This is a genomic window from Pseudomonas sp. URMO17WK12:I11, from assembly GCF_007677725.1.
Taxonomy (GTDB): domain Bacteria; phylum Pseudomonadota; class Gammaproteobacteria; order Pseudomonadales; family Pseudomonadaceae; genus Aquipseudomonas.
Genome location: NZ_VEDF01000007.1, coordinates 1 through 12,792, shown reverse-complemented (window position 1 = coordinate 12,792; position 12,792 = coordinate 1). Strand labels below are relative to the sequence as shown.

General features: G+C 63.2%; 11 protein-coding genes and 1 pseudogene. 4 read left to right on the top strand and 8 right to left on the bottom strand.

The window, feature by feature from the left end; all coding sequences use genetic code 11:
* Nucleotides 1-21: 21 nt before the first annotated feature.
* From hutU to hutC, 3 genes are all read right to left on the bottom strand, one after another.
* The gene (hutU, locus tag FS665_RS14540; RefSeq protein ID WP_145189604.1) at nt 22-1,695 is read right to left on the bottom strand and encodes a urocanate hydratase; all 1,674 of its coding nucleotides are present in this window, start codon (nt 1,693-1,695) and stop codon (nt 22-24) included.
* Between the two features lie 117 nt (nt 1,696-1,812).
* A complete protein-coding gene (locus FS665_RS14535; RefSeq protein WP_145189601.1) occupies nt 1,813-2,385 on the bottom strand; it encodes a HutD family protein in 573 nt (190 codons plus the stop codon).
* Entirely contained in the window at nt 2,382-3,092 is a 711-nt protein-coding gene (hutC, locus tag FS665_RS14530) for a histidine utilization repressor (RefSeq protein ID WP_178108355.1), read from the bottom strand. The genes FS665_RS14535 and hutC overlap by 4 nt, the downstream gene beginning before the upstream one ends.
* Nucleotides 3,093-3,237: 145 nt before the next feature.
* Between hutC and FS665_RS14525 the strand changes: the two genes are divergently transcribed.
* A complete protein-coding gene (locus FS665_RS14525) occupies nt 3,238-4,602 on the top strand; it encodes a formimidoylglutamate deiminase (RefSeq protein ID WP_145189594.1) in 1,365 nt (454 codons plus the stop codon).
* Between the two features lie 31 nt (nt 4,603-4,633).
* Here the strand turns inward: FS665_RS14525 and FS665_RS14520 are convergent, their stop codons facing one another.
* Nucleotides 4,634-5,206 (bottom strand): lipocalin family protein, encoded by a 573-nt coding sequence (locus tag FS665_RS14520; RefSeq protein WP_145189591.1) that lies wholly within the window; start codon nt 5,204-5,206, stop codon nt 4,634-4,636.
* Nucleotides 5,203-5,457: an outer membrane protein assembly factor BamE gene (gene bamE / locus FS665_RS14515; RefSeq protein ID WP_145189588.1), complete on the bottom strand. Its 255-nt coding sequence runs from the start codon at nt 5,455-5,457 to the stop codon at nt 5,203-5,205. The genes FS665_RS14520 and bamE overlap by 4 nt, the downstream gene beginning before the upstream one ends.
* A 223-nt stretch (nt 5,458-5,680) precedes the next feature.
* Here bamE and FS665_RS23940 point away from each other — a divergent pair.
* Together FS665_RS23940 and FS665_RS23935 are read left to right on the top strand one after the other, a co-directional pair.
* A pseudogene (locus FS665_RS23940) lies at nt 5,681-6,718 on the top strand (cache domain-containing protein); the annotation flags it as partial.
* A gap of 54 nt (nt 6,719-6,772) precedes the next feature.
* Nucleotides 6,773-7,573, top strand: a complete 801-nt coding sequence (locus tag FS665_RS23935) for a methyl-accepting chemotaxis protein (RefSeq protein WP_371921277.1) — start codon at nt 6,773-6,775, stop codon at nt 7,571-7,573.
* Nucleotides 7,574-7,606: 33 nt separating this feature from the next.
* Here the strand turns inward: FS665_RS23935 and FS665_RS14505 are convergent, their stop codons facing one another.
* From FS665_RS14505 to FS665_RS14495, 3 genes are all read right to left on the bottom strand, one after another.
* On the bottom strand, nt 7,607-8,203 hold the full coding sequence (locus FS665_RS14505; protein WP_145189585.1) for a DUF924 family protein: 597 nt from the start codon (nt 8,201-8,203) through the stop codon (nt 7,607-7,609).
* A gap of 3 nt (nt 8,204-8,206) precedes the next feature.
* Nucleotides 8,207-9,217 carry a class 1 fructose-bisphosphatase gene (locus FS665_RS14500; RefSeq protein ID WP_145189581.1) on the bottom strand — a complete coding sequence of 337 codons (1,011 nt, stop codon included), beginning with the start codon at nt 9,215-9,217 and terminating at the stop codon, nt 8,207-8,209.
* A gap of 199 nt (nt 9,218-9,416) precedes the next feature.
* Entirely contained in the window at nt 9,417-11,867 is a 2,451-nt protein-coding gene (locus FS665_RS14495; protein WP_145189578.1) for a glycogen/starch/alpha-glucan phosphorylase, read from the bottom strand.
* A 182-nt stretch (nt 11,868-12,049) separates the two neighbouring features.
* On the opposite strand from FS665_RS14495, the gene FS665_RS14490 reads away from it, so the two are divergent.
* Nucleotides 12,050-12,454, top strand: coding sequence for a YkgJ family cysteine cluster protein (locus FS665_RS14490; protein ID WP_049870388.1), 405 nt, complete (start codon nt 12,050-12,052; stop codon nt 12,452-12,454).
* Nucleotides 12,455-12,792 lie beyond the last annotated feature (338 nt).

Below are 12,792 nucleotides of genomic sequence, written 5' to 3'. Positions count from 1 at the left end.
GTATGGGACAACGGCCTGCGCTCAGCCGGTGATCATCGGCAGGTCCAGCCCCTGCTCCTTGGCGCATTCGATGGCAATGTCGTAGCCGGCATCGGCATGGCGCATCACTCCGGTCCCTGGGTCGTTGGTCAACACCCGGGCGATACGCTCGGCGGCTTCGTCGGTGCCGTCACAGACGATGACCATGCCGGAGTGCTGCGAGAAGCCCATGCCGACGCCACCCCCATGATGCAACGACACCCAGGTGGCACCGCCGGCGGTGTTGAGCAAGGCATTGAGCAACGGCCAGTCGGACACGGCATCGGAGCCATCGCGCATGGCTTCGGTCTCCCGATTGGGGCTGGACACCGACCCAGAATCGAGGTGATCGCGGCCGATCACCACCGGCGCCGACAGCTCGCCGCTGCGCACCATTTCATTGAATGCAAGGCCGAGCTTGGCGCGCAGCCCCAGGCCCACCCAGCAGATGCGCGCCGGCAAGCCCTGGAAGCTGATGCGCTCGCGCGCCATGTCGAGCCAGCGGTGCAGATGGGCGTCATCGGGGATCAGTTGCTTGACCTTGGCGTCGGTCTTGTAGATGTCCTCGGCATCACCCGACAGCGCCGCCCAGCGGAACGGGCCGATGCCACGGCAGAACAGCGGGCGAATGTACGCCGGCACGAAACCCGGGAAATCGAAGGCGTTGGCCACGCCTTGTTCCTTGGCCATCTGGCGGATGTTGTTACCGTAATCGAAGGTTGGGACGCCCTGCTTCTGGAAATCGAGCATGGCCTGCACGTGCACGGCCATCGACTGCTTGGCGGCCTTGACGGTCGCGGCCGGGTCGCTCTGCGCGCGCTCACGGTACTGCTCCCAGGTCCAGCCGGCCGGCAGGTAGCCGTTGAGCGGATCGTGGGCGCTGGTCTGGTCGGTGACCATGTCCGGACGCACGCCGCGCTTGACCAGCTCAGGCAGGATCTGGGCAGCGTTGCCATGCAGGGCGATGGAGATCGCCTGACCTGCGGCGGTGTAGCGGGCGATGCGCGCGAGGGCGTCGTCCAGGTCAGCGGCCTGCTCGTCGACGTAGCGGGTTTCGAGGCGGAAGTCGATGCGGCTTTGCTGGCATTCGATGTTCAGCGAGCAAGCGCCGGCCAGGGTCGCCGCCAGCGGCTGCGCGCCGCCCATGCCGCCGAGCCCTGCGGTCAGCACCCACTTGCCCTTGAGGCTGCCGCCGTAGTGCTGGCGCCCAGCTTCGACGAAGGTTTCATAGGTGCCTTGGACGATGCCTTGGCTGCCGATGTAGATCCAGCTGCCGGCGGTCATCTGGCCGTACATGGCCAGCCCCCTGGCGTCGAGTTCGTTGAAATGTTCCCAGCTGGCCCAGTGCGGTACCAGGTTGGAGTTGGCGATCAGCACCCGTGGCGCATTGCGGTGGGTCTTGAACACCCCTACTGGCTTGCCTGACTGCACCAGCAGGGTTTCGTCGTCTTCCAGGCGGGTCAGGGTTTCGACAAGCTTGTCATAGCAGGCCCAGTTGCGCGCGGCGCGGCCAATGCCGCCATACACCACCAGCTCTTTGGGGTTCTCGGCGACCTGTGGGTCGAGGTTGTTCATCAACATGCGCAGGGGCGCTTCGGTCAACCAGCTTTTGGCGGTCAGCGTGTTGCCACGTGGCGCACGGATTTCAACGTCACGGTATTTATTGTTGTCAGTCACGGGAAGGTCCTTGGCGGGTGTCCGCAGGCAGATGTGTCGTCGCAGCTATACAAACACATCTTTACTTGTATGTACAAGCACGGACAAGTCGCAAGCTTGCCGCTTACGGCCCGCCGCTTACCGCAACGTGAGTTCTACCAAGCAGAAGCGGCCGTTTGCCTTGAGGAACTGAAGGTGGTCGTTGTCGTCCAGACGCAGACAGTCGTACAAGCCAAGCGGGTGAACGGCCTGACCAGGCAGCGCCACCTCGACGCAGGCACTGGCCGCGAACAACAGCAACGTATCTGCCGAGCTGTACAGGTGATGGGTGCCATCGAACCACTGCAGGCGCGCGCGGTAGCGCTGCGGCGCATAGATCAGGTTGAAATCGCGGATCGGCCCGCCCAGCAGGTGACAACTGACCTGGCTCTCACCGGCAAACGCGAACGCGTCGTACGCCAGCAGCGGTCGGCTGAGCTGGTCGTCGACCAGCAAGCGCATGCCATCGCCTTGCAACACGCTGATGATCCGCTGATAACCGGCAAACACCGAGAAACCGCCCGACTCGGCGATGTCGGCAATCGACAGGCGCCAGCCGAAACCCTCCAGGCCTTGGCCATCGTCGCGGGTGATCTCTTCGGTGAAACCGCCACCGTTCTTCCATGGCATGCGTGGATAATCCCGGGCCCGCAGCACCTGCAGGCGCGTCATTTGCTGAAGCGCCCTTCGAGGCGATGACGCGAGCCCGGATGAATCAGGCGCGCGGCGGTGACCGGCTGGCGACCCGACCAGGTGCGCCGGCGAATCAACAGGCACGGCTCGCCGCGCTCGATCTGCAGCAGACGACACTCCTCCGGGTCGGCCAGAATCGCCTCGACCACGTGCTCGCCTTCGGTCAGCGGCGCGACCTGGGAAAGGTAGGCATAAGGCGTCTGACGGGTGAAGTCCTGCTTGAGGTAGTCCGGTGCGATGGCCGCGTTGACGTAACGGTCCTCGATCTGTACCGGCACGCCGTTCTCGAAATGCACGATCAGCGAATGAAAAACCCGTTGGCCCTCACGCATGTCCAGTGCCAGGGCACGCTCGGACCCAGCGGCCTCTTCGACCAGCGTGATCACCTGACAGCTATGGGCATGGCCGCGGCCGGCGATTTCATCGGCGATGTTGTTGACCTCGAACAAGGCCGAGCGGGTCTTGGGCTCGGCGACGAAGGTGCCTACCCCCTGCATGCGCACCAGCAGGCCGTCGGCGGTCAGCTCGCGCAGCGCGCGGTTGATGGTCATGCGGCTGAAGCCCAGCTGGCTGACCAGCTCACTTTCCGACGGCACCCGATGGTGCGCGGGCCAGCTGCCATTTTCGATCTGCTGGACAATCATCTGCTTGACCCGGGCGTACAGCGGCGCCGGGCCTTCACCCATACGGGTGGCCAGCGCGGAGACAGGAGGTGTCGGCACGGCGTTGAGTCCTTGAGCAATGGAATGGTGGCTAGCTTGCCGCAGTTTACCCGCCAGGCAAACGCCTGTATATGTATATACAAGTACAACTACAACAGGACCCTCGCAGATGCCCGCGTATTTTGCAGAACGTGCCCTGCTGCCCAGCGGCTGGGCGACCAATGTGCGTCTGGAGGTTGGCAGCGACGGCCTGCTCAGCCGCCTTGACGTCGGCGGCACTGCCGAATCGGCGCAGCGCCTTGCCGGGCCGCTGCTGCCTGGCATGCCCAACCTGCACTCCCATGCCTTTCAGCGCGCCATGGCCGGGCTGGCCGAGGTCGCCGGCAATCCCAACGACAGCTTCTGGACCTGGCGCGAGTTGATGTACCGCTTGGTCGGCAAGATCACCCCAGCGCAGCTGCAGGTGATCGCCACTCAGCTCTACATCGAGATGCTCAAGGCTGGCTATACCTCGGTGGCCGAATTCCACTATGTGCACCATGACCCGGCAGGTAACGCTTACGCCGAGCGTACCGAGCTGTCGCGGTGCATCAGCCTTGCGGCGGCCAGCAGCGGCATCGGCTTGACCTTGTTACCGGTGCTGTACAGCCACGCAGGCTTCGGCGGTCAGGCAGCCACATCCGGGCAACGGCGTTTTATCCAGTCCACTGAGCAATACCTGCACCTGCACGCCGAGCTAGGGCCGATCCTGAGGGCGCAACCAGCGCAGCGCCTGGGCCTGTGCTTCCATTCGCTACGGGCGGTGACGCCCGAACAGATCCACGAGGTGCTGGCCGCCAGCGATCAGCAGTGCCCGGTGCATATCCACATTGCCGAGCAGCAGAAGGAAGTGGATGACTGCCTGGCCTGGAGTGGGCTGCGGCCCTTGCAGTGGCTCTATGAGCATGTCGAGGTGGACCGGCGCTGGTGCCTGGTGCATGCCACCCATGCCGATGCCCATGAAGTCAGCGCGATGGCGCGCAGCGGCGCGGTGGCAGGCCTGTGCCCGAGCACCGAAGCCAACCTGGGTGACGGCATCTTCCCGGCCGTGGCGTTTCTCGAACAGGGTGGGCGTATGGGCATAGGCTCGGACAGCCATGTGTCGGTGAGCGTGGTCGAGGAGTTGCGCTGGCTGGAGTACGGTCAGCGCCTGCGCGATCAACGCCGCAATCGCCTGTACCGCCCTGACCAGCCGAGCATCGGCCGCACCCTCTTCGACGCGGCGCTGGCCGGTGGCGCGCAGGCGCTGGGGCAGCCGATCGGCGCTTTGGCGGTCGGCCAGCGTGCGGACTGGCTGGTGCTCGATGGGCAGGACCCTTATCTCGCCACCGCCGAGGACGATGCGATTCTAAACCGCTGGTTGTTCGCCGGCGGTGATCGTCAGGTCCGGGATGTGATGGTCAACGGCACCTGGGTGATACGCCAAGGACACCACGCTCAGGAGGTCGATAGCGCGCAGGCTTTTGCCCAGGTGCTCAGGCAACTGCTGGGCTGACTCACCGGGCCGTTCGCAGCGGCCCACTGGCTCAGTGCATCTTGACGATCTGCCGGTCTGGCGTTCGCCAGATCAGACGACTGGTGTCGTAACCCTGCTGGCGGGCCTTGGACATCAAGCTCTCGCGCTGCCAGGGTGCCAGGGTCGGGGTACGCGACAGAATCCACAGGTACTTGCGATCCGGGCTGCCGACAATCGCGGTGTGGTACTGGCTATCGACGTAGAGAATCCAGTACTCGCCGCGGGTCAGGCCAGGTACCAGGCGGGTGAACCAGTTATCGAACTCGACCCACAACCGGTCGGTGTGTCCAGGCTCCTGGATATTGGCGTGGCCTTCGGCGCGCAGCCATTCATCGCCCAGCGTGCGGCAGCGGTTGAGTACGCCGTAGGAGCCATCAGGCTTGAGGTTGTAATGCGCTTCGGACTGGGCGCAATCGGCCTGGTACTGCATCGGCAGACGCGCCAGCTCGTACCACTTGCCTTGATAGCGCTTGAGGTCGACGTCGCCTGCGGTCTTTGGCGCCAGCGGATCGTTGGCCGAAGTGGCACAGCCGCCCAGCAGCATCACCAGGCACACCCCCAGCAGCACATGTAGACGCTTCATTTGAGGCCCTGCCCGGAATACATCAATACCTTGTCGGCTGCGTATTGCACGCTGATGAAGCTGGCCTCGTCGCCCCAGGTGCAACTGCTCATGCCCAGCGCGCCGGAGCATTCGGTAGGCTTGCCAAGCAATTGCTCGACCTCGGGCTTGGTCATGCCGGCCTTGAGCTTGGAATAGTTTTCCTGGTTGATCTTGCTGCACGCAGTGAGCACGACGCACAGCGACAACAGGGCGAGGGAACGCAACGACATCGAGGAACTCTCCTGGAAAATAGAGACAGGCGAGAGCCTGCAGTGGCCTTCGACGGGAAAAACCCTCCCTGGTTCCCTGCCGGTCGCGTTTCCAGGTGCGCCATTGGTCGGCTGGCGTGAACGAAATCATTCATGTTTTGCCGCGCTGCGACGACACAGCGGGCACGCTGTGGCGCATGACCGCAGTTCCTCCTATGCCTTGCCTTGTGCAGACCAGAAAAAAATGACCAAGAACCTGAAGTTCAGCCACAAGATCCTGCTGGCCGCCGCCCTCGTGGTGGCGGTTGCCTTTGCTTGTTTCGTGCTGTTCAACGACTACCGGCAACGCCAGTCCCTGCGCAGCGATACGCAAACCAACCTGCAAGACCTGGGCAGCCTGACCGCTGGCAATATCCATAACTGGCTCGACAGTCGCATCCAGCTGCTCGACTCGCTCGCCCAACAGGTGGCTGTCGACGGCCCGTCCAAGGACAGCCTGGCACGTAGCCTGGCCCTGCCGGTATACAGCCAGAATTTCCAGCTCAGCTACTTCGGCGGCCAGGACGGCAGCATGCAATCGGTGCCTGCGGGCAATCGCGCAGCCGACTACGACCCACGCGCACGCGGCTGGTACAAGGCCGCCAGCGCTGCCGGCCAGACCATCGTCACCGAGCCGTACATTTCGGCTTCGGCCGGCAAGCTGGTGATTACCCTGGCAACGCCGGTGCAGCAAGCAGGTCGCCTGATCGGCGTAAGCGGCGCCGACACTGACCTGCAGACCATCAGCAGGCTGATCAACGCCCTGGACTTCGACGGCCAGGGCCATGCGTTCATCGTCAACGGCCAGGGCAAGGTACTGATCCATCCCCAGGCCGATCTCGCCTTGAAAACCTTGGCCGATCTCTATCCGCAGGACACGCCGGCCATTGGTGCCGGGCTCAAGGAAGTCGTGGTCGACGGCCACAGGCAGTTCATCAATTTCACCCACGTCGACGGCGTGCCGTCGGCGGACTGGTACGTCGCCCTGGTGCTCGATCAGGATGCCGCGTTCGCCATGCTCAGCGATCTGCGCACCTCGGCGCTGGTTGCCACCCTGATCGCCATCGTGGTCATCATCGCGCTGTTGGGCTTGCTGATCCGTGTGCTGATGGAGCCCCTGCACGTCATGGGCCGCGCCATGCACGACATCGCCCAGGGCGAAGGCGACCTGACCCGGCGCCTGGCCATTCATGCCCAGGATGAATTTGGCAGCCTTGCACAGTCGTTCAACCGCTTCGTCGAACGCATCCACGAGTCGATCCGCGAAGTCGCCTCGGCCACTGGCCAGGTCAATGCCGTGGCGGCGCAGGTGATCGGCGCCTCAAATGCCTCGATCCATAATGCCGACCAGCAGTCGAGCCGCACCAGCAGTGTCGCTGCGGCGATCAACCAGCTCGGTGCAGCCGCCCAGGAAATTGCCCAGAACGCCGCGCTGGCCTCGCAGCACTCCAGCGAGGCACGCGGCTTGGCCAAAGACGGTCAGGACGTGGTCGGGCACACCATCGAGGTGATGAACCAGCTCTCGGCGCGCATCAGCGACGCGTGCGGCAACATCGAGACGCTCAACGCCCACACGGCCAACATCGGCCAGATTCTCGATGTGATCAGCGGTATTTCCCAGCAAACCAACCTGTTGGCGCTCAACGCGGCGATCGAGGCAGCCCGCGCAGGCGAAGCCGGGCGTGGGTTTGCCGTGGTCGCCGATGAGGTGCGCAACCTCGCCCACCGCACCCAGGAGTCGGCGCAGCAAGTGCAGCGTTTGATCGAGGAACTGCAGGCCGGCGCGCAAATGGCGGTCAGCACCATGAACCAGAGCCGTCAGCACAGCGACCAGAGCGTGGGCATCGCCAACCAGGCTGGCGAGCGGCTGGGCAGCGTGACCCAGCGCATTGGAGAAATAGACGGCATGAACCAGTCAGTGGCCACCGCCACGGAAGAGCAGACAGCCGTGGTCGAATCGATCAATGTCGACATCACCGAGATCAATTCGCTGAATCAGGAAGGGGTACAGAACCTGCAGAGCACCTTGCGCGCCTGCACCGACCTGGAACACCAGGTCGAGCGGTTGAAGCATCTGGTCGGCAGTTTCAGGATCTGATGACAGCTGGGGCTGCTTGGCAGCCCCAACGGCCTAGAACCTCGACCCAGGCTCGAGCAAGAAGTCCATCTCTTCGCTGGTGCTCGGCCGCCCCAGCACCAGGTTGCGGTGCGGGAAACGGCCGAAGCGGGCAATCACCCGCTGATGCTGCTCGGCGTAATCGAGAAAGCCTTCGAACAAGCGGCGGCTGTCTTCAGGCTGTTCGGCGAGCAGCATCTGGTAGCGCTCGACGCACAGGTTCTGCCAGTCCAGCACCTCGGCATGCTCCAGCACCAGCAGCACGAACACCCGCTGGATCGGCAGCAACTGGTAATCCCAGTGCTTCTGCAGCCCTTGCATGGCCACTACCTGGGCACGCCGATCACCCTCGAAGGCGCGCGGCGTGTCGCGATAGAGCATGCGCGGCAGTTGGTCGAGCAGAATCAGCAAGCCGAGCCAGCCTTGCGGGCTCTGCTGCCAGTCTTCCAGCCCGCCGGCCAGGGCGTGCTCGACCAGCTCGCCAAACAGCGCCTGGGCCTCGGCATCATGATGCTTGCCGAACCACAGCGTGCTCTTCTCGTCAGCCACGGCCTGGGCACTGGTGCCCCAGCCGAACCACCATTCCAGCAACGGCTGCCAAGGTGCGAGCATGACTTACTCCTTGTGGTAGGCGGTAACGCGCTCGACCTCTTGCTTCGAGCCGAGAATCACCGACACGCGTTGGTGCAGGCTCTCTGGCTTGATGTCGAGGATCCGCTCGTAACCATTGGTGGAAGCGCCGCCAGCCTGTTCGATGATGAACGACATCGGATTGGCTTCGTACATCAGGCGCAGCTTGCCCGGCTTGCTCGGCTCGCGGGCATCGCGCGGGTACATGAACAGACCGCCGCGGGTCAGGATACGGTGCACGTCGGCCACCATCGAGGCGATCCAGCGCATGTTGTAGTTCTTTTTCAACGGGCCGGTTTCGCCTGCCAGCAGCTCGCCGACATAACGCTGAACCGGGGCTTCCCAGTGGCGCTGGTTGGACATGTTGATGGCGAATTCAGCGGTGGTTTCCGGCACCTGGATGTTTTCGTGGGTCAGCACGAAGCTGCCCAGCTCACGGTCCAGGGTGAAGCCCTTGACGCCATTGCCCAGGGTCAGGATCAGCATGGTCTGCGGGCCATAGATGGCATAGCCGGCGGCGACCTGCTCGGTACCTGGCTGCAGGAAGGCATTCTCGTTGAGGGTTTCGTTCTGGCTCAGGTATTCGTTAGGGCAACGCAGTACCGAGAAGATGGTACCGACCGAGACGTTGACGTCGATGTTCGACGAACCGTCCAGGGGGTCGAAGACCAGCAGGTAGGCACCCTTGGGATAGCGGCCCGGAATCTGGTAGGCGTTGTCCATTTCTTCGGACGCCATGCCGGCCAGGTGACCGCCCCACTCGTTGGCTTCGAGCAGGATGTCGTTGGAAATCACGTCCAGTTTCTTCTGGACTTCGCCTTGCACGTTCTCGGTGCCCATGCTGCCGAGCACGCCGCCGAGGGCGCCCTTGGACACGTGATGGCTGATCTCCTTGCACGCACGCGCCACCACTTCGATCAGGAAGCGCAGATCGGCAGGGGTATTGTTGCTGCGGGTCTGCTCAATCAGATAGCGACTCAGGGTAACGCGGGACATGTATGGCTCCGAAAGGAAAGGGGGAGAAAAACCCCCGCAGTTTACAGTGAGAGTTGCAGGCTAGCGAGCAAAGAGACTCGACTTGCGGGCGTGAGTTCAGCAAGCGCCCGCTCAGTGGTCGATTGCCCCGCACGCCCTCGGCCAACCACGCAGCCCTTTCGCGACGCAAGGGTGCTGCCACAAAAGTTCGCGTGCCTGATCAATCCAGAGCTTTCCAGATCTCGGTCGCGTATTCGCGGATGGTTCGGTCAGAGGAGAACCAGCCCATGCGCGCGGTATTGAGCACCGCCATGCGCCACCATGCCTGCGGATCGTGCCAGAGTTCGTCGACCCGGCGCTGGGCATCCCAATAGGCGTCGAAATCGGCGCAGACCAAGAAGCGGTCATAGGCCACCAGCCCGTCGATCAGCCCCGCATAGCGCGACGGATCGTCTGGCGAAAACACCCCGCTGCGAATCGCCTCGAGCACTTCGCCCAGCCGGCTGGACCCAGCGATTGCCGCACTGGCCCCGAAATCGCCAGCGCGGCGCCGCGCTTCGACCTGTTGCGCGGTGAGGCCGAAAATGAACATGTTGTCCGCCCCGACCTGCTCGCACATTTCCACGTTGGCACCATCGAGCGTGCCGATGGTCAACGCGCCATTGAGCGCGAACTTCATGTTGCTGGTACCGGAGGCCTCGTAACCCGCCGTGGAGATCTGCTCCGACAGGTCGGCTGCCGGGATGATGCTTTCGGCCAGGCTGACGTTGTAGTTGGGCAGGAACACCACCTTGAGCTGACCGCGCACGGTCGGGTCATTGTTGACCACCCGGGCGATGTCGTTAGCCAGCTTGATGATCAGCTTGGCCTGGTGATAACTGGCCGCGGCTTTACCGGCGAAGATCTTCACCCGCGGCACCCAGTTGGTGCCAGGGTCGTTGCGCATGGCCTGGTACAGCGCCACGGTGTGCAACAGGTTGAGCAACTGGCGCTTGTACTCGTGGATACGCTTGACCTGGACGTCGAACATCGCCTCGGGATTGACCGTGACGCCGATGCGATCCTGGATGATGCTGGCCAGGGCGCGCTTGCTGTGCAGGCGCTGGGCGGCGAACTGCTTGCGAAAGCTCGGTTTGTCGGCGAACGGCAGCAGATCGGCCAGGCGGCCCTCGGGGTCGTCCTTGAGCTGCGGCCCCAACGCATCGACCAGCATCTGCGTCAACTGCGGATTGGACTGGTACAGCCAGCGGCGGAAGGTGATGCCGTTGGTCTTGTTGTTGATCCGTTGCGGATAGAGCTTGTGCAGCTCGGCGAACACCGTGCTTTTCATCAGCTGACTGTGCAACGCCGACACGCCGTTGACGCTGTGCGAGCCCAGAAACGCAAGGTTACCCATGCGCACACGGCGGCCGTTGTCTTCCTCGATCAGCGACACTGCGCGCAGCACGTCGAAGTCGTGCAAGCCTTTGGCGCGCAGGCTGTCGATATGGTAGGCGTTGATCAGGTAGATGATCTGCATGTGCCGCGGCAGCATGCGCTCCATCAGCGCCACCGGCCAGGTTTCCAGCGCCTCGGGCAGCAGCGTGTGATTGGTATAGGCCAGTGTGCCGACGGTCACCTCCCAGGCGGTATCCCAGGGGATTTCATGCTGGTCGACCAGCAGCCGCATCAGCTCGGCCACGGCAATCGATGGGTGCGTATCGTTGAGCTGGATGGCCGCTGCATCCGGCAGATTCAGTAGGCTATCGTGCATGTTCAGGTGCCTGCGCAGCAGATCCTGCAGCGAGGCCGAGACGAAGAAGTACTCCTGGCGCAAACGCAGCTCCTGGCCGGCTTCGGTGCTGTCGGCCGGGTACAGGACCCGCGAAATGCTCTCGGCCCGCGCCACCTCCGCTACCGCCCCCAAGTGGTCACCGGCATTGAAGCGCTCCAGGTGCAGCTCCTCCAACGCCCGTGCGCGCCACAGGCGCAGGGTGTTGACACTGGCGCCGCGCCAACCGACCACTGGCGTATCATAGGCCACCGCTCGCACCGTCTCACCCGGCGTCCACACCTGACGCTGTTGGCCGTGGGCATCTTGCACGGTTTCGACACTGCCGCCGAAGCTGATCGGGTAGATCACCTCGGCGCGCTCGAACTCCCAGGGGTTGCCGAAGTCCAGCCAGTTCTCGGTCTGCTCCTGTTGCCAACCATCGACCACCGCCTGACGAAACAGGCCGTGCTCGTAGCGAATGCCGTAGCCATGGGCAGCGATGCCCAACGTCGACATGCTCTCCATGAAGCAGGCTGCCAGGCGTCCCAGGCCGCCATTGCCCAGCGCAGCGTCAGGCTCGAGCAGGCGGATACGCTCGAGATCGACATCCAGGCCCTCGAGCGCTTCGCGGGCGATGTCCAGCAGGCCGAGGTTGCTCAGGCTGTCGTAGAGCAGCCGACCGATCAGAAATTCCAGGGAGAGGTAGTACACACGCTTCTGGCTGCGCCGATAGGCCTGGCGGGTATGGTCCATCCAATGCACGACCATGTGATCGCGCGCCGCCAGGGCGATGGCTTCGAACCAATCGTGATCGAAGGCGTGCTCAGGGTCTTTGCCGACGGCATAGGTCAGCTTATCGAGCACAGCAGCGCGAAAATCCGCGACTTCGGCGTCACGAGCTTTGGGTTCCTGAGACATGGGGCATCCTCGGGCAAGTTGACGAAAGCGGAAAGAGACAATAAAGACTAGACGCTTCGACCCGCCATGGCAGCCAGTGTTCGTCTTTTCATCAAGCGTGCTTCAATCGCCAAAAGGTTGTTCACAATTTGAGCAACTCCGGTATCATCGCGCGCCCTACACCGTGATTCACCCCCATAACGATGAAAACGACCCTGATCGCCGCCGCCGAAGTCGACCGCCTGGAGACTTGGCAGCGTTATGCCAGCCACATGTGCCATGGCTGCCATTCGACCTGTTGCACCCTGCCGGTAGAGGTGAAGATCAAGGATCTGATCCGCATCGGCGTGGTGGACGAATTCGAGAAAGACGAACCGCCGAAAAACGTCGCCAAGCGCCTGCAGAAAGAAGGCATCATCGAGCGCTTCAACCAGAAGTCGGGAATTTTCACCCTGACCCGGATGAGCAACGATGACTGCATGTATCTGGATCGCAAGAGCCGACTGTGCACCATCTATGACAAGCGGCCGGATACCTGCCGTAATCACCCCAAGGTCGGGCCGCGGCCGGGGTATTGTGCTTACAAGCCGAAGGTGGTTGGGCGGTGATTCGCCTTGTGAGTGAGGGCCACGCATTCACCTTTTGATTGAGTGAGGGCCGCGCATTCGCCTTGCGATTGAATGAGGGCCGCCGGGTGCATGCCTTGGTTATGAGGGTGTGGCGGATATCGAGCGCCGCCCGCGCGGCGCATCGCGAGCTGCGCTCGCTCCTACGTTTGTTTCGGGCCAGTAACGCCTGTGACAGACGCGCGCGACCGCCTTGAATGAGGGCCGTCGGGCGCATGCCTTGGCTGTGAGGGTGTGACGGATATCGAGCGCCGCCCGCGCGGCGCATCGCGAGCTGCGCTCGCTCCTACGTTTGTTTCGGGCCAGTGACGCCTGTGACA

Excerpts from the sequence above, each read along its gene's own strand:
- FS665_RS14535 (WP_145189601.1), bottom strand. The coding sequence starts at position 2,385 with ATGACGCGCCTGCAGGTGCTGCGGGCCCGGGATTATCCACGCATGCCA.
- hutC (WP_178108355.1), bottom strand. The coding sequence starts at position 3,092 with ATGGGTGAAGGCCCGGCGCCGCTGTACGCCCGGGTCAAGCAGATGATT.
- FS665_RS14525 (WP_145189594.1), top strand. The coding sequence starts at position 3,238 with ATGCCCGCGTATTTTGCAGAACGTGCCCTGCTGCCCAGCGGCTGGGCG.
- FS665_RS14520 (WP_145189591.1), bottom strand. The coding sequence starts at position 5,206 with ATGAAGCGTCTACATGTGCTGCTGGGGGTGTGCCTGGTGATGCTGCTG.
- bamE (WP_145189588.1), bottom strand. The coding sequence starts at position 5,457 with ATGTCGTTGCGTTCCCTCGCCCTGTTGTCGCTGTGCGTCGTGCTCACT.
- FS665_RS14505 (WP_145189585.1), bottom strand. The coding sequence starts at position 8,203 with ATGCTCGCACCTTGGCAGCCGTTGCTGGAATGGTGGTTCGGCTGGGGC.
- FS665_RS14500 (WP_145189581.1), bottom strand. The coding sequence starts at position 9,217 with ATGTCCCGCGTTACCCTGAGTCGCTATCTGATTGAGCAGACCCGCAGC.
- FS665_RS14495 (WP_145189578.1), bottom strand. The coding sequence starts at position 11,867 with ATGTCTCAGGAACCCAAAGCTCGTGACGCCGAAGTCGCGGATTTTCGC.
- FS665_RS14490 (WP_049870388.1), top strand. The coding sequence starts at position 12,050 with ATGAAAACGACCCTGATCGCCGCCGCCGAAGTCGACCGCCTGGAGACT.